The following is a 19,757-nucleotide window of genomic DNA, read 5'->3' as shown; positions in this document are numbered from 1 at the left end:
TGCTACTTTATTTATATGCTTGAAATCCCGGATTCGGTTTATGGCAATTCGTTCCTGTCATCAAAAAATACTAAAGTTCTTGTAAACTACCAACCTTCAACCACAGTATGCTTGGTCTAAACTATCCAACCTTCGCGTAGATTTTAATTGTATAAGCCTAGATCATTGCGATAACATTGGAGGATTCTATGCGACTAAAACCTTATTTTTTGACCATCCTTTTCGCGCTGGTTACCCTATTCATGGTAGTCTCCATGATCCGGTATCCTCAAGCCGCATTTGACTCCGCACTGCGGGGATTAAAAATATGGTGGGATGTATTATTCCCTTCCCTGCTGCCCTTTCTCGTTCTCTCCGAGTTGATGATTGGATTTGGTGTTGTTCATTTTATGGGGGTTTTATTGGAACCGTTCATGCGACCATTTTTTAATGTTCCAGGAACCGGCGGGTTTGTCATGGCCATGGGGCTGTCTTCCGGGTATCCTGTAGGACCAAAGCTTGCCACCAAATTACGGGAGCAAAAATTGGTAACGCGTGCCGAAGGGGAAAGGCTGGTTTGTTTTTCAAGCACCTCTGATCCTTTATTCATTTTTGGTGCAGTCGCTGTTGGTTTTTTTCATGACGCGACCCTTGGTATTTTCATTGCTTCAGCTAATTACTTAGGGGCCATTATCCTAGGCATTCTCATTCGTTTTCACGATCGAAAAGCACCAGCTACCACTTATAAAAGGGACAAAGACCTCTCTATTTTACTGCGGGCTTTTCGAGCGATGCACAGGGCAAGAGTTCAGGATAAACGTCCTTTAGGAAAGCTCATGGGAGATGCTGTTCTCAGTTCTTTCCAAACGATGTTTGTGATTGGGGGCTTTGTTATCCTATTTTCTGTGATGATGACTTTTTTTACCATGGGCGTTTTCGCTGACGTGCTTACTGTTCCGCTTGCCCTTTTCTTATCCTTCTTTCAACTTCCCGCAGAGTTGTCACAGGCTTTCATCATCGGTTTTTTTGAAGTCACACAAAGCATGAAAAGTATAGGTGAGATGACTGGCTGGACGGACCTGCAAATGAAGTTGACCATTGCTTCTGCATTTGTGGCCTGGGGCGGAATTTCAGTACACGCGCAAGTTGCCAGTATTATTGGTTCAACAGATATTAGATACAAGCCCTATTTTTTCTATAAACTGCTACATGCCTTTTTAGCCGGCGCAATTACTTTTGTTCTTTGGAAACCACTAAACAAACTTGTATTCCATGAGGAAACGATCCCAACTTTTCTTCGCACGGTACCAAATGGGAATTTAGAATACACTATACAAGCCATTCCAACTCTTGGCTTCTATACTTTAATTATTTTATGCATCCTATTTGTTTGTTCCGCTTTGTTTATTACGATGAAAAAATTCTCCCCCTTTTTCAGGGGATAGAAAGGGGAGGTTGGACGGGCACTCCGACCAACCTCCTATCTATTTTGCGGCAAATTTGCGTTGCAAAGCCTCTTCCACGATAGGAGGGACCAAACTGCTGACATCTGCCTGATATTTCGCAATTTCTTTGACAATACTTGAACTCAAAAATGAATATTGATTATTTGTCATCATAAAAAAGGTTTCGATTTCTTCATCTAATAAACGGTTAATCGAAGCCATTTGCATCTCGTATTCAAAATCTGAAACAGCCCGTAGACCTTTTATGATCGCATTAGCCTTGTTTACTTTCATATAATCCACAAGCAGCCCATTGAAGGCATCAACCTCAACATTTGGCAAATGGTTTGTCACTTGTTTTAACAGATCTATTCTTTCTTCCGTTGTAAACAGCGGTTGTTTTGTGTGATTGATCAAGACCGCGACAATTACTTTATCAAAAACTTTGGCACCTCTTGTAATAATATCTAAATGCCCTTTGGTAACAGGGTCAAAACTTCCCGGACAGACAGCAATACTCATAATTCTTCAGCACCTTCTTCCCACTCATCCCTCATCTGGTATACCGTAATCTTGGTATTACCATATTCTGTTTCTTTTACCTTCTCTATCCGACCTACTCTTTCCACCAACTCCACGGATGCATCTGTTTCTACAACGATGGAAGCATTGGGGTTTAGCAATTGGTAATCATAAAGCACGGCGAGTTCTGTTTCGACCTTCTGCTCAGCATAAGGAGGATCAAGGAAAATAAAATCGAACTTCAAACCTCTTTTAATCAAAGCTTTTAATGCCCGGTGAGAGTCATTTTTGTAGACTTCCGCTTTATCACCGAACCCCGTCGATTGAAGATTTTGCTTAATAATATCGATCGCCTTGCGGTTTATATCAACAAAAATCACCTTATCGATGCCTCTGCTCAACGCCTCAATCCCTAAGCCTCCCGTTCCAGCATAAAGATCAAGGGCAGTCCCCCCCTCAAAATAAGGACCGATCATATTAAAGATGGATTCTTTCACTTTATCCACTGTAGGCCGGGTTCCTTTTCCAGGAACGGCCAACAAAGGCCTTCCCTTACACGTACCTGAGATGACTCGCATTTTCTCTGCCCACCTGCCATTCATTCCAAGCTTTCCCAACATTGATAACTATACCAGTTTAGCATAAAGCGATAGAAGGGGTAAATGTTTGCTTATCTTAAGGATGCAACAAAAAGTTTAATTTAAGTATGTATAGTTCTTCTTCACGATGTCCATAATATGGTTAGTAACATCTTGTGTGTTACTGACAACCGCGGAGAAGACTTACGTTTCCCCATAAGCTCTTCCTCCGGTTTCTCCTCTCCCATTGACTAAATACACGTAAGTGTGTTTAGTCTTTTTTTGTGTATTCTCCTGGACTATCCCTACTCACTTTTGACAACAACACCAATAAGGCATGGTTAAAAGCTTTTTTTATATTTTTCTCCATTCCTGTATGAATGCCCGAAAACAAGAAAACCTAATTATGATTTGGAAACTCATTTTAGGCAATTACATTTTTATACTATTGAGGTGAATTTGTTGAATACTAGTCTTTTTGTCCAAGAGGAGGCTATTCAGACGTTCCACGTATTAGATCAGGATGGTTCTTTATTGGCCCCTGAATTGATGCCCTCCCTTTCAGATGGCCAGTTAAAAGAATTAATGGAAAAAATGGTCTATACGAGAATTTGGGACCAACGCGCCATCAGCTTGAACCGCCAAGGCCGCCTAGGTTTCTACGCACCTGTTGCTGGACAGGAGGCCTCGATGATTGGGAGTCAATCTGCACTTAACAAGGAAGATTTCATTCTTCCCAGCTATCGTGATATCCCACAAATGGTATGGCATGGGTTACCACTTTATCAGGCCTTTTTATATTCCCGAGGGCATCAGCAAGGGGGCAGGATTCCCGAGGATGTACATGTTCTCATGCCGCAAATTATCATTGCCGCGCAAATTATTCAATGTTCAGGCGTCGCCATGGGGATGAAATTAAATAAGAAAAAAAATATTGCTCTCACTTATATCGGGGATGGCGGAACTTCGCAGGGGGATTTCTATGAAGGAATCAATTATGCGGGTGCTTTTAAATTGCCTGCAGTTTTTGTTGTCCAAAACAACCGCTATGCGATCTCCGTCCCAGTTGCCAAACAAACAGCCGCCACTACATTAGCCCACAAAGCAGTGGCAGCTGGTATTAAAGGAATTCAAGTCGACGGGATGGATGTTCTCGCTGTCTATAAGGCCGTACAGGATGCCCGTCAACGGGCAATCGAAGGCCAAGGTCCAACCTTGATCGAAACGCTTACCTACCGTTATGGGCCACATACAATGGCCGGGGATGATCCAACACGCTATCGAACCAGTGACGAAACATCAGATTGGGAGAAAAAAGATCCGTTAGTGCGTTTTCGAAATTTTTTACAGAGTAAAAAGCTATGGTCTCAAGAAGAAGAAGAAAAGTTGATTGAGCGTGCCAAGCAGGAAATCGCTGAAGCGATTAAAAAAGCCGATGAAACAGAAAAAATGACAATACCTTCGCTGATTGACAGCATGTTTGAAACCCTCCCAAAAGATTTACAAGAACAAAAGGAATTTTACCTTAGGGAAGGAGGAAAATAACATGGCACAGATGACCATGATTCAGGCCATTACCGACGCAATGAGAGTAGAACTGAAACGTGACCCTTCTGTCCTTGTTTTTGGGGAAGACGTCGGGAAAAATGGAGGGGTATTTCGAGCAACGGAAGGTCTGCAAAAGGAATTTGGCGAAGAGCGCGTATTTGATACGCCGTTGGCAGAATCCGGGATTGGTGGACTGGCTATCGGGCTTGGTTTGCAAGGTTTCCGCCCTGTAGCGGAAATTCAATTTTTCGGTTTTGTTTTCGAAGTTTTTGATTCTGTAGCTGCCCAATCCTCCAGGATGAGATATCGGTCTGGCGGAAGATATCATAGTCCGATTGTTTTCCGATCTCCTTTCGGCGGCGGAGTAAAAACACCGGAACTGCATGCTGACAGCCTGGAAGGATTGATGATGCAGATACCCGGCTTAAAGGTAGTTATCCCTTCTAATCCGTATGATGCAAAGGGACTCTTGATCTCAGCGATCCGTGATAATGATCCGGTAGTGTTCCTAGAACATATGAAGCTTTACCGCTCTTTCCGTGGGGAAGTTCCTGAGGGAGAATACACAATTCCATTAGGACAAGCCAATGTGGTAAGAGAGGGCACAGATGTGACGGTTATTGCTTACGGAGCGATGGTACATACCTCCTTGAAGGCTGCAGACGAATTAGAAAAAACGAAAGGAATCAAGGCTGAAGTGATTGACTTGCGTACGATCAGTCCATTGGATATTGATACGATCATCACTTCCGTAAAAAAGACAAACCGGGCAGTAGTCGTTCAGGAGGCGCAAAAAACGGCAGGCGCTGCCGCAGAAATCATTGCCCAAATCAATGAAAAGGCCATTCTTCACTTAGAAGCACCCGTTGCTCGCGTGACGTCACCAGACACCGTTTTCCCTTTTGCCATGATCGAAGATACCTGGTTACCAAACCCCAAAAGGGTCCAAGACGGAATTGAATATGTATTAAATTTCTAAACAAGTGGGGTGAATAAAAATGGGTTTGTTTACTTTTACCCTGCCGGATATCGGAGAGGGTATTCATGAAGGAGAAATCGTCAAATGGCATATTAAGCCAGGGGATCAGGTAGAGGAAGACCAAACCATCGTTGAAGTACAGAACGATAAAGCGGTTGTAGAGATCCCTTCCCCAGTCAATGGGGTTGTGAAGGAAATCTCGGTTACCGAAGGAACGGTTGCCATAGTTGGTGACCTGCTCGTCACATTTGAAGTTGCAGGTGAAGGGAACCAATCAACCGTAAGCCCAGCAGAAAAAGTGGAAGAAATGGGCGGCATCAGCACGGATGAAAAACATGGTGTGACTGCGCCTGCAAAAGAGGCACCTGCACCCAAATCCGCCTCTGAGACTCGGCAGGAGCCTATGGATAAGACCCTTGTATTGGCTACACCAAGTATCCGCCGGCTTGCTCGTGAGCAAGGCGTAGATTTGACACGGATTGAAGGAACTGGGCCGAATGGCCGAATCACGAGAGAAGATGTTCTGAACTACAACCAAACACAGGTTGAACAAACAGTTGCTCCAACCGTCACGGAAGCTGCTACAAATCAACCTGTACAACCACTAACCCCACCTGCTGTCGTTACTGATTATGGTCAGGGAAGCGTGGAAATAGTGCCTTTAAAAGGAATTCGTAAGGTAATTGCTGAAGCCATGGTTCGCTCCAAATATACGGCACCACATGTCACTTTAATCGATGAGGTCGATGTCACCAAATTAGTAGATTTCCGCAAACGGGTTAAACCAATGATGGAACAAAAGCAGATAAAAGTAACCTACTTGCCGTTTATTGTCAAAGCAGTTGTAGGTGCATTACGTCAATTTCCTGTTCTTAACGCGTCGATCGACGATGCAAAAGGTGAAATTCTTTATAAGAAATTTTACAATATCGGAATAGCCACGGACACAGATCAAGGCCTAATGGTTCCTGTCATTGCTGATGCCGATCGCAAGAGCATCTGGCGCATTGCCAGTGAAATTAATGAACTTGCAGTGAAAGCAAGGGATGGAAAATTAAGCCCAGGAGAAATGAAAAATGGAACCTTTACGATCACCAATATCGGATCCGCAGGAGGGCAATACTTTACACCTGTTATTAATTATCCAGAAGTAGCTATTCTTGGCACGGGAAGAATTACCGAAAAACCCGTTGTCAAAAACGGGTTAGTCCAAGCGGCACCAGTGATGGGCTTATCGTTAAGTTTTGATCATCGCTTAATCGATGGCGCATCTGCACAGCATTTTATCAACTATCTTAAAGAGGTCCTCTCAGAGCCGGATTTCTTGCTGATGGAGGTGTAAACAAGTGGTTGTAGGTGAATTTACGACTGAGGTCGACGTTCTTGTCATTGGAGCAGGGCCTGGCGGTTATGTTGCTGCAATTCGCGCAGCCCAACTAGGTAAAACTGTGACTATTGTCGATAAAGATGAAGTTGGAGGAGTCTGTCTCAACCGTGGATGTATTCCTTCCAAAGCGTTGATCTCTGCATCCCATCGATATGAGGAAATAGAGGCTTCCGGAGAAATGGGAATTACGGCTGGTGAAGCAAAAATTGATTTTCCGAAAACCCAAGAATGGAAAGAAAGCGTCGTAAAAAAGTTGACCGGCGGTGTACAGTCCCTATTAAAAGGGAATAAGGTGGAGATTTTATCAGGGGAAGCCCTTTTTGTAGAGCCCGACCAAGTAAGGGTAATCAGTGGCTATGATGTCAATCGGTACAAGTTCAATCACTGTATCATCGCCACAGGTTCACGCCCAATCGAGTTGCCCGCGTTTCCTTTTGGCAATCGAATCCTTTCTTCCACCGAAGCGTTAAATCTAAAGGAAATTCCCAAGCGGCTGATTGTGATTGGCGGGGGATATATTGGTGTCGAACTGGGACAGACCTATGCAAAATTCGGTTCCCAGGTGACGATCATTGAAGGGGCTGGACAAATTCTCCCTGGTTTTGAAAAATCAACTGCCCAACTAGTGGTCAGGAATTTAAAGAAGAATAATGTAGAAATTTTCACCAAAGCCATGGCCCAAAAAGCTGAGCAAACGGAGCAAGAAGTCACTGTAACGTTCCAGGTTGGCGAGGAAACGAAAACTGTCACTGGAGACTATTTGTTGGTTACGGTGGGCCGCAAACCGAATACAGAAGAATTAGGGTTAGAGGGAATTGGCTTAGCTAAAGATCAACGTGGATATATTCAAATTGATAATCAATGCCGGACCAACATCCCTAACGTCTATGCCATTGGCGACATCGTGCCTGGCCCAGCCCTTGCCCATAAGGCTTCCTATGAAGGAAAGGTAGCTGCAGAAGTAATTGCTGGCCAAAACAGTGCGATCGATTATAAAGCGATCCCTGCCGTTGTCTTTTCTGACCCAGAAATTGCCAGTGTTGGTTTAAGTGAGGCGGAAGCTAAGGAAAAAGGAATAGAGGTTGTGACCGGAAGATTCTCCTATGGTGCAAATGGTCGAGCTCTTGGAGCGAATAAGACGGAAGGGGTCGTAAAAATTATCGCCGAAAAAGACAGCGGGATCATCCTTGGCGGCCAAATCGCCGGCTATGAAGCCTCTAATCTCATTGCCGAGGTGGCATTGGCCATTGAAATGGGAGCAACCTTAGAAGATATTTCGTTGACCATCCACGCCCATCCAACTTTAGCGGAAATGGTGATGGAGGCTGCGGAAGCTGCAGCTGGGCACGGGATACATTCGTTGAATAAGTAGGCGAAACCGGGCATAGCCCGGTTTTTTCATATCTCAAGGACTAATCCTCCCAACATTCTTTGTCGAAACGTCCTTGAATTTTGCTAACTGCCTGTTAATCGAGCACACCTACTTCAAATACCCCTTGTTGTTCCAAATACTGACGAAAGAAGGCAAACTCTGGGCTCTGCCAAAAGTCCTCGTGTTTTAAAAGAGCAACAGCCTCCTGTCGGGCTTGCTCTAAGCTTTGAAAATCCTGAGAGATATCGGCGATCCGAAATTCAGGAAGCCCGCTTTGCTTTGTGCCAAAGAAATCCCCTGGTCCACGAAGTTGCAGATCTCGGCGTGCTACTTCAAAACCATCATTTGTTTCTTTCATGGTGCGCATGCGTTCGCGCCCGGTATCTGTTTTGGGATCGGCAATTAAAACACAGTAGGATTGTTCCGCACCTCTTCCGACCCTTCCTCTTAGCTGGTGCAATTGCGCCAATCCAAATCTTTCCGCGTCATAGACTGCCATAACCGTGGCATTTGGAACGTTGACCCCTACCTCAACAACCGTAGTAGAAACTAGAACTTGAATCTTGTTTTCACTAAATGCCTGCATAACTTCGTCTTTTTCCTTTGGACTTAATCGTCCGTGCATTAGCCCAACGGAAAATTCCCCTTGAAAATAGTCTGCTAGCTGTTGATATAAATCAACTGCATTTTGTACATCCAGCTTCTCAGACTCCTCAATTAAGGGGCAAATAACGTAGGCCTGATGTCCCTCCAGTAGTTCTTTACGAATAAACGCTAACACACGTTCCAGCTTTTCCCCTTTCACCCAATAGGTTTCAATCGGTTTTCTTCCCGCGGGAAGTTCGTCAATCGTAGAGACATCCATATCTCCAAAAACGGATATTGCCAATGTCCGCGGGATTGGGGTTGCAGTCATAAACAACACATTAGGCTGAAGCCCTTTTTCTCTTAATATCTTTCGCTGTTCCACCCCAAAGCGATGCTGCTCGTCAGTAATGACCAGTCCCAACCGTCCAAAATACACATCATCCTGGATCAAGGCATGTGTCCCAACCACGACATCAACCATTCCCATTTGCAGACCCGCTAATAGATCCCTCCGGGCCTTGACTCCTAAACTACCAGTCAATAGTGCTACTTGAATTCCATATGGAGACAAAAGCTCTTCAAGAGATTTGAGATGCTGATCGGCAAGAATTTCCGTTGGGACCATCAGTGCCCCCTGATAACCCGCTCTTACGGCTGCAAAGAGAGCGATCGCGGCCACAATGGTTTTCCCTGACCCAACATCCCCTTGTAGAAGTCTATTCATCGCATATGGGCTTTGTAAGTCATCAAGGATCTCCTTTAACACCAGCTTCTGGGCCTTTGTTAAGGTAAAAGGCAGGGAGCGAATAAATTGTCGAACTTCTTCGAGAGGGATAGGAATCCCTTTGCCTTTTGTTTGTTTTTTCTGTACAAGCTGTAAGGCTTGCATTTTAAGTTGGTAGAAAAACAACTCTTCGAAGGCAAGGCGTTTCCTAGCCTGTCCTCCTTCCTTCGTGGAACTGGGGAAATGAATCGCCCGAATCGCTTCTTTCCGAGAGATAAACTCGTGTTTTCTCAGAATTTCTTGCGGTAGGATCTCCTTGATTTCTTGCTGAAATTGCTTTAATGCCTGTTCCATCCATTTTCTCAGCTGTTTGACTGTAATTGCCGCTGTTACGGAATAAATGGGTTGAATTAGCTGTTCTGAAGAAAGTTCTTGTTTTTTCCCAGAGAACTGCAGCTTGGTTTCACTGACCGTAATCTGCAAACGGCTTCTCTCCCATTTTCCAGTGATCTGAATTTCCTTTCCCGGAACGAGCTTGTTTTTCAAGAAATGTTGATTAAACCACACAGCAGAAATGACGATCCCTTCACATACCATTTTTACTGTCATTCTCGATTTCGTACGCCCGTAAAATCGCACAGAAGGCTCTCCATATACTGTTCCTCTGACAGTAATCCGTTCCCCTTCACCTACTTCACTTATATCCCGAATCGAGTAATCCTCATACCTTGTGGGAAAATACATCAATAAATCATGGACCGAAAAGATACCCAAGTCTGCCAAGTCCTTCGCAGTTTCTTGTCCTATTCCTTTGACAACAGTGACCGGTGACAGTAGTGGCTCCATCGTTGACTCCCCTCCCAAAATAGAAAGAAGGAAGGATATAATAACTCCCTTCCCTCCGCTTATTTTTTCATCATTGAGACGGCAATGGCCTGTGGGCCCGCATGTGCACCTATCACTGGACCAAGCACGACCAGATGAATCTCATTGACATTAAATTGCCCGGAAATCTTCTCCGCCAATTCCTTCGCTTCATCGTGATTTTTTCCATAAAGAACGGAACATAAAACCTCTTCATCCCCCGCATACTCATGAAAATACTCAAGCATTTTGGAGATGGCTTTTTTCTTTCCTCTTACCTTATCCAGGGGATAAACCTCACCTTCCTCATTAAGAGATAAAATGGGTTTAACACTAAGCAGGTTGCCCAATAAAGCTTGTGCTTTTCCGATTCGCCCCCCTTTTTGCAAGTAGGTCAGATCATCAATCATAAACAGGTCACGTTGCCCATCAATCATTCGCTTGATTAATGCTAAGCAGTCTTCCTTGGATTTCCCCGATTTGGCTGCTTTCGCTGCTTCTACAACGATCTGTCCAAGGAAAAATGCTGCTTTTTTCGAATCGATTACGCTAACATCTATTTTTCCATCCAAAAAAGATCTCGCCAAGTTTGCAGACTGATAGGTACCGCTTAACGCACTGGATAGATGAATGGATAGGATTTGAACATCTTCACCGTAGACCCCTGCAAGTTCTCTATATTTTTTTTCAAAATGAGTGGGTGAGGGCTGCGAGGTTGTCGGGAAGTTATTGGCCTTCACCAATTTCTCAAAAAACTCGAGTGGAGTTATTGTCACCCCGTCCAAAAAGGTTTCATGATCGATATGAACATGTAGAGGGACCACATGAATATCCCACTGTTCCGCTACTTCCTTCGGAATATCCGCGGTACTATCTGTTACAACACAAATCCTTGGCACCATGCTCACCAGCCTATTCTACAGAAAATATATAGGGGTAAATTGGCTGTCCACCAAAATGGACATCAATCTCCAATTGCGGGTAGGCTTCTTCAACTTGATTGGCAAGTTCATCCGCCTGTTCCTTCTCAACATCTTGGCCAAACAAAATCGTCAACACCTCATCATCCTCACCGATCAGCGATGCTAGCAGACGAAGCGCCGTTTGCGGAAGTCCTTGTCCATTGACCACGATATCCCCTTCAAGCATTCCTAAGAAATCCCCTTCATGGATATCCAGTTCATCCCATTTTGAATCTCTTACCGCCTTCGTCACCTGACCAGATTTTACATGGGAAAGGGCCTCTGTCATATGCTGCAGATTTTGTACAATGGCTGTATCCGCATGATAGGCGAGCATAGCGGCAATTCCTTGTGGAATCGTACGACTAGGAATCACAAATGCGGGTGTATCCAACATGGATGCAGCCTGTTCAGCTGCCATCACAATGTTTTTATTGTTCGGTAAAAAAATAATGTTTTCAGCAGAGATGCGCTGGGCAGCTTTCAACAAATCCTCTGTACTTGGGTTCATCGATTGCCCTCCACTAACGACCTCCTGCACACCTAGCCCTTTTAAAATACGTGAAATTCCTTCTCCCGCGGAAACAGCAACGATTCCAAACGGTTGTTTTTTCTGGGAAGCAATCGTTGGAGCGGAGGAGAGAATCTGAGCATGTTGCTGCCTCATATTTTCAATTTTAATCCCTTTTAACTCCCCAAATTTTTGGCCAAAATTCAGGATATCTCCAGGTTTTTCCGTATGTATATGAATTTTCACCAACTCATCGTCCGCAACCGCTACAATGGAATCTCCCCACTTTTGCAACTGACCTCTTACCACAGCTAAATCAAAGTTAGACTCTTGTTCAAGATGAATTAAAAATTCAGTGCAATAACCAAAAGTAATATCGTCAGTTTTTAAATGAAGCTGTGCCGGGTCCAAATGGAGCTCATTAGAAATGGTTGGAACCAGCTCTTCAACTACAGCATTTCCCTGCAACGCCTGGAGAAAGCCAATGTATATGTACACAAGTCCTTGTCCACCGGAGTCGACAACACCCACTTCCTTAAGAATAGGAAGCAAATCAGGGGTCTTTGCTAGAGATTTTTCTGCACTGTCAATAGTCGCTTTCATGACTTCCAATAGATCATCGTTTATTTCGGCTGATTTTTGTGCACCTAGGGCAGCATCTTTGGCAACCGTTAAAATCGTACCTTCCACAGGTTTAATCACTGCCGAATAAGCAGCAGATACACCCTGAGAGAGGGCAGTTGCCAATGACACTGCATTTAATTCATCAGCGTCTGCCAATGCTTTTGAAAACCCGCGGAACAATTGAGATAAAATAACGCCTGAATTACCCCTGGCTCCCATCAATAGGCCCTTGGAAAACGCTTGGGCGGTTTTTCCGACGTGCGAGAAAGACTGCTTCGATAGCTCATTTACTCCAGATGACATGGTAAGATTCATATTCGTGCCTGTATCGCCATCCGGAACTGGGAACACGTTTAAGGCGTTAACCTTTTCTATATGCCTTGTAAGGTTTGCTGCCCCAGCTTTCAGCATGTCTTTAAATTGCTCCCCGTTTAACTGCCTAATCCCCACTATGAATGTCCTCCTTGCTAGGACTCAGTCACCCTGACTCCTTGAACATAAACGTTTATAGCTCCAACTTGCAGCCCTAAACTTTGCTCTAATGTATATTTCACCGTTGATTGAACATTGTGGGCTACCTCAGAGATCTTCACCCCATAGTTCACAATCACATACAAATCTATTTCCACTAGCTCACCATTCTCACGAACGGTTACCCCTCTGCCAAGGTTTTCTTTACCGAGAAGCTCTGCGACCCCATCTTTCAATGAATTCCGTGAAGCCATTCCGACCAAACCATAACAGTCCTCTGCAGCTCCTCCAGCAATCATCGCGATCACTTCATTTTCTACATCAATCTTCCCTAGAGGTGTTTTCAATTCTACTGACATCGCAGTACCTCCTCCTTCTGTTGCTTCTTGACTACGTCGATGACGCACACGATGTGCGAGAAGCTATTTCCCATCAATTTTACTATACATCCCCATTATTTGAAAGTTTTTCGCTAAATAGAGAGGATGAAGGCATCGATAGGAGCTTTTCTAATTATCTTATTGCAGAGCTTTACCCAATATGTTATTATATCTTAGTATCTGTAATGTGCAAGGCTGTATCAGGGAGGTGGAAATATGGCTCGCGTATGTTTTGTAACTGGTAAGAAAGCCGGTTCTGGAAATAAAAGAAGTCACTCCATGCGTGCTTCTAAGCGCTCTTGGGGAGTTAACGTTCAAAAAGTACGGATCTTGGTTGATGGAAAGCCAAAGCGTGTTTATGTAAGTGCAAAGGCTCTTAAATCCGGAAAAGTAACTCGTGTATAATGTGTAGATGTAAAAAGAAGGGGGATTGTTCCCCCTTGATGAAACCCGGTCATATTGACCGGGTTTTTAAAATAACGGAAAATTATTCCGCCAACTATAGAAACACAAAAAAAAGCACCTTTCACTAAGGTGTTTTTTCTTTCTCCTCGGGTTCAGACTGAAGAGCCATCAAGTCTTACCCCGAAGGATTTTTAAGAAACAAGATGGAGTAAGACTGAACTGATTTTTTATTTTTTTCTAAAGGCTCCCAAGACAGCCTTCACCATCCCACCGATAAATCTTGGTAGCTTAATTGTATAAAATTTCATGTCTGCCCCTCCTTACCCCATTTTTGTCGCCGTTTTTTAACTCATCGCTAAACCACAGGATTATATGTACCCGGGTAGATGACCAACTCGCATTTAGTAAAGTATATTCACCTTCCACCTAGAAATGTTCCTAAAAATTTTGATTTAGGTTTTTCACCAGAATGCCCTTGAAAAAGTTCTAGTTCGAGAGCTTGTTTCATATGCTTTAATAACCAACGGCTTGTTTATATCAAGCAAAAGTAATCTATTAGAAGGAGGCATACACTATGGGACAAGCGGCATTATTTACCCCACCAACAATTCATAAATCTAACGTTGTTCTATTTCCAAACTATTTAACGCGAAGCAGGCTAAAGGGGTTCGCCAAAACCTTGAAGGGAAGTTATACCACAAACAGTGAAGGACTTGTGACGATCGTCAATGATCTCATTGAATTTCATTATAAAAGCTACAACAAGCATATCGAACTAGTAGATTTGACAGCCACCCCGGCTGCTATTCCAGATGCCGTTCGTTGTCTCGAGTTCTTGCGCTATGAATCCTATCTTTTACAGAAGCCGATTTTCTGCCACCTTCAGGACCCTTCGCTCCTCCCCTTATTGCGTGAACAGGGTTTTCGGATTATCGATGATGAAGAAGAACAATCTGAGGTATACAGTAATTTCTGGGATTACGAGCTGCAAAAAGTTTAGGAAAAGCTTCCATGGTATGGAAACCTATTAAAAGGGGTCAGACCTCAGTCGAAAATTTGCCGAATCGACTGGGGTCTGACCCCTTGATTATAAGCCTTTCTTTATGGCCCGAATCGCAGCTCCACGGTCCGCCTCGCCATATACTGCACTTCCTGCAACCAACACGCTCGCACCTGCTTCCACTACCTGAGGTGCTGTCTCTGCATTGATCCCACCGTCGACTTCGATTTCGATTTGCTGCATTCCTCGTTCATCAAGCATCTTTCGCAGAGCCCGAATCTTGGGCAGAACCGAGGAAATAAAACTCTGACCGCCGAAGCCTGGGTTTACCGTCATCAATAATACCATATCCAAATCAGACAAAATGGGCTCGAGCATCTGAATCGGTGTTGCTGGATTCAGTGCAACAGATGCTTTTGCCCCAAGGTCCTTAATTAAAGAAATGGTTCGGTGTAGGTGAATACAAGCTTCCTGATGAACAGAAATAATGTCAGCCCCTTGTTTAATAAAATCTGGTATGTATTGGTCTGGATTATCGATCATCAAGTGAACATCTAGTGGAAGCTCGGTGTAGGGTCGTATCGCCTTCACAATTAAAGGTCCAATGGTGATATTGGGAACAAAATGTCCATCCATCACATCCACATGGATTAATTCCGCGCCCCCTTGTTCGACATCCTTTATTTCCTCTCCAAGTTTGGCAAAATCTGCGGAAAGAATAGAAGGGGCAACTTTCGTTTGGTGTCTCATACCGTTAATACCTCCGCTTTTTCTCTTTCATCTCTTTTAAAAATTGCAAATAATGATTATACCTCGATTCGGCAATTTCCCCTCTCTGCAATGCGGAAACGATCGCACATTGAGGTTCAGAAACATGCAAGCATCCGCGATATTTGCAATCCGGAAGATACTGCCGGAGCTCTACGAAGTAATGGCTAAGATGTTCTGGTTCAATATCAAAAAAATCCAATTGGCTGAAGCCTGGTGTATCTGCAACAAACCCCCCTTGATAAGGTATTAACTCAACGTGGCGGGTCGTATGCTTCCCCCGGCCAAGGCGTTCACTGATGTTTCCAGTTAGGAGGTTAGCCCCGGGAATAATAGAGTTGAGCAAAGTAGATTTCCCAACCCCTGATTGACCGGCAAAAACCGAAATATGTCCCGGCAATAACTGGCGAATCTGCGCAGATGGATCTGTCTTCAACTGATGGGTAACCAAAACATCGTATCCCAACTTTTCATATAAAGAAACAATCGGCTGGAACTTCTCGGTGGACACCAAATCAGATTTCGATAGACATATAATCGATTTCACACCAGCCGATTCTGTGTGTACAAGAAATTTATCCAACAAAAGAAGGCTGATTTGTGGCTCTGCTAAGGAAAAAACAAGCACAGCTTGGTCTACATTGGCAATCGGTGGTCTAACTAGCTCTGTGTTTCGCTCAAAGATCTGTTGAATAAACCCTTCCTGGTTGCGTTCCTGATCATACTCCACAAGGTCGCCAACCAGTGGGGATATCTTTTTCTTTTTAAATACCCCTCTTGCCCTGCATTGCCAGACTGTCTCGCCATCCAGCACGTAATAGTAGCCACTCAATGCCTTAATGATCCTACCTTCAGGCATGATCTTCCTCCTTTGTTTACTGCTTAAATATTTAAGGAATGGTAGAATAACGGATATTCCTCTTTTCCATTATTTTTCCGTTATTATAAATGGTGATCGTAGCATCTTGAGAAGGTGACAAGACCACCTTGACGTCAAAGGTTTCGGATTGCGTGATAGTTTTGTTCACAATCTCTCGGTCTTTCCCTCTTGCATCAGTAACCATGATGGCAATGTTGGCAGATTCCTGATCGCCCAGCAGAACCAAAACTGGTTCCGTTATTTCTTTTGCATCCTTTGGATAGCCGCTGCTAATCATCAATTCAATTTCAGTTCCGGATGGAGCCCTGCTACCAGCCTGAAAAGGATATTGACGAAAAACCGTCCCCTTAGGGGAATAACTAGGTTCATTTTTAACCGTACCCTTTTTCAACCCATTCTTCAAAAGAACAGATTCAGCTTCTTCTACAGTAAGTCCAATCAGGTTCGGCATGACAACAGTCTGTCTTCCCATACTAACTGTCACTACCACCTTATCTTTGGATGGCGTAACCAACGTTCCAGCCGCAGGGGTTTGTCCCATTACTGTTCCACTTGCATATTCATCGCTTGGCTTGCGTTCAATTTCGTAATTCAATTTCGCCAACTGAACCTCAACTAGCCTTTCGGGAAGCCCCACTAAGTCTGGCACTTCAATCTGCTCTTCACCTTTGCTGACATATACAGTTACTTCGCTGTTTTCCTTCACCCGCATTCCCGGAGAAGGCTCCTGCTTAATAATCATATTCTGCGGCACTTCATCGCTAAATCGTTCTTTAATGAGTACCTTTAAATCTTTTTCTGCCAAAGCTTTTTGAGCTTCTTGCAACGTCATATTCTCCACCCGAGGGGTGTTCACCTCAGGGACATAAAAAATACTCAGGATAAAATTAAACCCGTAAAGAGCAACAACAAAGAACAAACTAAGAAAGACAAGCCATGCAATCCCCTTCAGCCATACTTTGGACTTCCCTTGTGGCGGTTGATACTCCTGCCTGTTCCCTGTAGCCGTATTCTGTCCATTCAGCCTTTCCATCAATTCGGGAGTAATCGCGGGAATCACCCTTGTCGATTCCTCATCATCAATTTTCGGCATAAATTTCGGTTCATTCAGCCGCTCCGTGTCGAGACAGGTCTTCAGATCCCGCTGCATTTCCTTGACTGATTGGTAACGATAGAGCGGGTCCTTGACCAACGATTTTAGAATAACATTCTCTACACTTTGCGGAAGTTTAGGATTAATTTCCTTAGGTGGGACAATTTCCTCCTGTAGATGCTTCAGCGCAACACTGATTGGAGAGTCACCAGAAAAAGGAACATTCCCTGTAACCATCTCATAAAGAACAATCCCTAAAGAATAGATATCTGATTTTTCACCGCTAATTCCTCCCCGTGCCTGTTCAGGAGAAAAGTAATGAACAGAACCAATCACAGAACCCGTGTGCGTAATTGTAGCAGAGGTCACGGCTCGAGCGATACCAAAATCCGTAACTTTAACCCTTCCACCTTTACCGATCAATATGTTATGTGGCTTAATATCTCGATGAATAATATGATTGTGGTGGGCATGATCCAAGGCATCACAAATTTCCATGGCAATCGGAACGGCCTCTTCTACCTCGATCAACCCTTTTTTCGTAATCAATTCTTTCAGGGTTGAACCTTCAACATACTCCATGACAATATATTGTATGTCATCTTCTTCTCCAACATCGTAGACATTCACAATATTAGGATGGGATAAACTGGCTGCAGCCTGTGCTTCCCTGCGAAAACGAACAATAAAATCGTCATCATGTCCAAACTGCGACCGAAGAATTTTTAGTGCAACGGTTCGATTTAAAAGATTGTCGTGGGCTTTATATACAATCGCCATTCCCCCGCCGCCAATTCGCTGCTCGACTTCGTAACGCCCTCCTAGGCTCTTGCCAATCATTCGGGCACCCCGCTTCCAGAATCCTCCTTAGAGGATGGGGTATTGATTACAACAGCGGTAATATTGTCTTCCCCTCCGGCGTCTAGGGCCAACTTGATGAGAGCAGTAACAGCCATATCAGGCGTTGGGGATGAAGCCAGCGTGTACTGGATCTGCTGCGAAGAAATTTTATTGGATAATCCGTCCGTGCAAATCAGAAATTGGTCCTGCGGCTCCCATTCAAAAACCTTTAAATCCACTTCGACATCCAAGTCCGTTCCCAAAGCACGGGTCAGCACATTTTTTTGCGGGTGTTTCTTGGCCTCTTCTTCTGATATCTGACCATTCTTCAGGAGCTCATTAACCAAAGAATGATCATCTGTGAGCTGTGTTAGTTTCCCCATGGATAAACGATAAATCCGGCTATCGCCAATATGACCAGTAACTATCCAATCATTAGATAGAATACAGACAGCAATGGTCGTTCCCATCCCCTTACAATCATCATGGCCCATCGCATAACGATAGATCTCATCATTCGCTTTGAGAATCGCTTGATCAAGGAGATCAATGGCCTCATCAGGCTTGAGATCATCCGGTAAGGTGGAAATATTCATTCTTATAATATCAACCGCCATTAAGCTGGCAACATCCCCTGCTTGATGGCCTCCCATTCCGTCAGCGACGATCGCTATTAAATAACCATTTTCCAGCTGTACAACCGCTCCCGTATCCTCGTTAAACGCTCTCACACAGCCAATATGTGTTTGGTAGGCTGCCTCCATGATTTCGTCACCTCGCAGCTTCTTTAGCATGTTGCGCCCTTAGCTGACCGCAGGCGGCGGCAATATCGCTTCCATGCTCACGACGAATCGTAGCATTGATCCCTCTTTTTTGTAAAGTCCTGTGAAATTCAAAAATATCTTCTCTTGGCGTACGGACATAATCTCGTTCTGGAACATAGTTAACAGGGATTAAATTCACATGGCAATTGATATCCCCAATTAAATCAGCTAATTCATTGGCGTGTGCTACACTGTCATTCACTCCGCCAAACAAGCCGTACTCAAAGGTAATTCTTCGCCCCGTTTTGTTTACGTAATAACGGCAAGCCTCCAGTAGATCTTTAAGCGGGAATCCCCGGTTGATCGGCATTAAACGAGACCGAAGCTCCGTATTAGGGGCGTGAAGGGAAATAGCCAAATTAAACTGATTCATATCATCTGCCCATTGATAAATTTTTGGCACGATCCCACTAGTGGAAACCGTAATATGCCGTTGTCCGATATTTAAGCCTTTATCATTATTAATAATATATAAGAAATCAAGCAGAGCCTCAAAGTTTTCAAAAGGTTCCCCGATCCCCATCACCACCACGTGGCTGACTCGCTCATCATCTTCATCCAAAGCCTTTTGAGCCATTAGAACCTGAGAAACGATTTCCCCGGCTGTTAAATTTCTTTTCAGGCCCCCAAGCGTAGAAGCGCAAAACGTACAGCCAATTCTGCAACCTACCTGAGTCGTAACACAAACACTGTTTCCATAATTATGGCGCATAATCACAGTTTCGATCGCATGTCCATCGTGTAGAGAGAATAGAAACTTAATCGTACCATCTGCGGAGACCTGTTTCGTGATCAGATCCAATCCACGGATTTCAAAACTAGCCGCCAATTTTTCTCGGAAGGCCTTCGATAAATTGCTCATCTCCTCGAAGCTGCTAACCCGTTTTACATACAGCCAATCATAAATTTGACCAGCACGGAACGATTTTTCTCCGTTTTCTTCCAACCACTTTTTTAATGCTTCTAAGCGTATATCATAAATTAATGGTTTCAATTTTATCACCATTACTTTC

19 protein-coding genes are annotated in these 19,757 nt (G+C 44.0%); 7 read left to right on the top strand and 12 right to left on the bottom strand.

What is annotated here, in order from left to right:
• Positions 1-188: 188 nt before the first annotated feature.
• Positions 189-1,424, top strand: coding sequence for a sporulation integral membrane protein YlbJ (ylbJ, locus tag J2Z37_RS03610; protein ID WP_209808812.1), 1,236 nt, complete (start codon positions 189-191; stop codon positions 1,422-1,424).
• Positions 1,425-1,463: 39 nt separating this feature from the next.
• Here the strand turns inward: ylbJ and coaD are convergent, their stop codons facing one another.
• Positions 1,464-1,949 carry a pantetheine-phosphate adenylyltransferase gene (gene coaD / locus J2Z37_RS03605; protein WP_209808924.1) on the bottom strand — a complete coding sequence of 162 codons (486 nt, stop codon included), beginning with the start codon at positions 1,947-1,949 and terminating at the stop codon, positions 1,464-1,466.
• The gene (gene rsmD, locus J2Z37_RS03600) at positions 1,943-2,524 is read right to left on the bottom strand and encodes a 16S rRNA (guanine(966)-N(2))-methyltransferase RsmD (RefSeq protein WP_209808811.1); all 582 of its coding nucleotides are present in this window, start codon (positions 2,522-2,524) and stop codon (positions 1,943-1,945) included. Before rsmD ends, coaD begins: the two co-directional genes overlap by 7 nt.
• 462 nt (positions 2,525-2,986) lie before the next feature.
• Here rsmD and pdhA point away from each other — a divergent pair, with 462 nt between their 5' ends.
• The 4 genes from pdhA to lpdA are packed head-to-tail and all read left to right on the top strand — an operon-like array spanning position 2,987 to position 7,810.
• Positions 2,987-4,069, top strand: a complete 1,083-nt coding sequence (pdhA, locus tag J2Z37_RS03595) for a pyruvate dehydrogenase (acetyl-transferring) E1 component subunit alpha (RefSeq protein ID WP_425340301.1) — start codon at positions 2,987-2,989, stop codon at positions 4,067-4,069.
• 1 nt (position 4,070) lies between these two features.
• Positions 4,071-5,051, top strand: coding sequence for an alpha-ketoacid dehydrogenase subunit beta (locus J2Z37_RS03590; RefSeq protein ID WP_209808810.1), 981 nt, complete (start codon positions 4,071-4,073; stop codon positions 5,049-5,051).
• A gap of 19 nt (positions 5,052-5,070) precedes the next feature.
• Positions 5,071-6,393 (top strand): dihydrolipoamide acetyltransferase family protein, encoded by a 1,323-nt coding sequence (locus J2Z37_RS03585; RefSeq protein WP_209808809.1) that lies wholly within the window; start codon positions 5,071-5,073, stop codon positions 6,391-6,393.
• 4 nt (positions 6,394-6,397) lie between these two features.
• Positions 6,398-7,810: a dihydrolipoyl dehydrogenase gene (lpdA, locus tag J2Z37_RS03580; RefSeq protein ID WP_209808808.1), complete on the top strand. Its 1,413-nt coding sequence runs from the start codon at positions 6,398-6,400 to the stop codon at positions 7,808-7,810.
• Positions 7,811-7,904: 94 nt separating this feature from the next.
• Here the strand turns inward: lpdA and recG are convergent, their stop codons facing one another.
• From recG to J2Z37_RS03560, 4 genes are read right to left on the bottom strand one after another with little or no spacing between them, the layout of a single operon-like run.
• Complete coding sequence (recG, locus tag J2Z37_RS03575; RefSeq protein ID WP_209808807.1) at positions 7,905-9,968, bottom strand: ATP-dependent DNA helicase RecG; 2,064 nt, start codon at positions 9,966-9,968, stop codon at positions 7,905-7,907.
• A gap of 59 nt (positions 9,969-10,027) precedes the next feature.
• Positions 10,028-10,888 carry a DegV family protein gene (locus tag J2Z37_RS03570; protein WP_245203570.1) on the bottom strand — a complete coding sequence of 287 codons (861 nt, stop codon included), beginning with the start codon at positions 10,886-10,888 and terminating at the stop codon, positions 10,028-10,030.
• 10 nt (positions 10,889-10,898) lie between these two features.
• A complete protein-coding gene (locus tag J2Z37_RS03565) occupies positions 10,899-12,533 on the bottom strand; it encodes a DAK2 domain-containing protein (RefSeq protein WP_342453774.1) in 1,635 nt (544 codons plus the stop codon).
• Between the two features lie 17 nt (positions 12,534-12,550).
• Positions 12,551-12,913, bottom strand: coding sequence for an Asp23/Gls24 family envelope stress response protein (locus tag J2Z37_RS03560; protein WP_209808806.1), 363 nt, complete (start codon positions 12,911-12,913; stop codon positions 12,551-12,553).
• A 237-nt stretch (positions 12,914-13,150) separates the two neighbouring features.
• Between J2Z37_RS03560 and rpmB the strand changes: the two genes are divergently transcribed.
• A complete protein-coding gene (rpmB, locus tag J2Z37_RS03555) occupies positions 13,151-13,339 on the top strand; it encodes a 50S ribosomal protein L28 (RefSeq protein WP_209808805.1) in 189 nt (62 codons plus the stop codon).
• Between the two features lie 227 nt (positions 13,340-13,566).
• Here the strand turns inward: rpmB and spoVM are convergent, their stop codons facing one another.
• Positions 13,567-13,647, bottom strand: coding sequence for a stage V sporulation protein SpoVM (spoVM, locus tag J2Z37_RS03550; protein ID WP_209808920.1), 81 nt, complete (start codon positions 13,645-13,647; stop codon positions 13,567-13,569).
• Positions 13,648-13,913: 266 nt separating this feature from the next.
• On the opposite strand from spoVM, the gene J2Z37_RS03545 reads away from it, so the two are divergent.
• Positions 13,914-14,339, top strand: coding sequence for a hypothetical protein (locus tag J2Z37_RS03545; RefSeq protein WP_209808804.1), 426 nt, complete (start codon positions 13,914-13,916; stop codon positions 14,337-14,339).
• Between the two features lie 87 nt (positions 14,340-14,426).
• Here J2Z37_RS03545 and rpe read toward each other — a convergent pair whose 3' ends face one another.
• Genes rpe through rlmN form a run of 5 tightly spaced genes read right to left on the bottom strand, consistent with a single transcriptional unit; the run spans position 14,427 to position 19,750 of the window.
• On the bottom strand, positions 14,427-15,089 hold the full coding sequence (rpe, locus tag J2Z37_RS03540; RefSeq protein WP_209808803.1) for a ribulose-phosphate 3-epimerase: 663 nt from the start codon (positions 15,087-15,089) through the stop codon (positions 14,427-14,429).
• Between the two features lie 4 nt (positions 15,090-15,093).
• The gene (gene rsgA / locus J2Z37_RS03535) at positions 15,094-15,966 is read right to left on the bottom strand and encodes a ribosome small subunit-dependent GTPase A (protein ID WP_209808802.1); all 873 of its coding nucleotides are present in this window, start codon (positions 15,964-15,966) and stop codon (positions 15,094-15,096) included.
• A gap of 31 nt (positions 15,967-15,997) precedes the next feature.
• The gene (pknB, locus tag J2Z37_RS03530; protein ID WP_209808801.1) at positions 15,998-17,920 is read right to left on the bottom strand and encodes a Stk1 family PASTA domain-containing Ser/Thr kinase; all 1,923 of its coding nucleotides are present in this window, start codon (positions 17,918-17,920) and stop codon (positions 15,998-16,000) included.
• Positions 17,917-18,684, bottom strand: coding sequence for a Stp1/IreP family PP2C-type Ser/Thr phosphatase (locus J2Z37_RS03525; protein WP_209808800.1), 768 nt, complete (start codon positions 18,682-18,684; stop codon positions 17,917-17,919). The genes pknB and J2Z37_RS03525 overlap by 4 nt, the downstream gene beginning before the upstream one ends.
• Positions 18,685-18,691: 7 nt before the next feature.
• On the bottom strand, positions 18,692-19,750 hold the full coding sequence (gene rlmN, locus J2Z37_RS03520) for a dual-specificity RNA methyltransferase RlmN (protein ID WP_209808799.1): 1,059 nt from the start codon (positions 19,748-19,750) through the stop codon (positions 18,692-18,694).
• Between the last annotated feature and the right edge of the window lie 7 nt (positions 19,751-19,757).

The organism is Ammoniphilus resinae (assembly GCF_017873965.1).
Taxonomy (GTDB): Bacteria; Bacillota; Bacilli; order Aneurinibacillales; family RAOX-1; genus Ammoniphilus_A; species Ammoniphilus_A resinae.
This window is presented reverse-complemented; position numbering and strand designations above follow the sequence as displayed.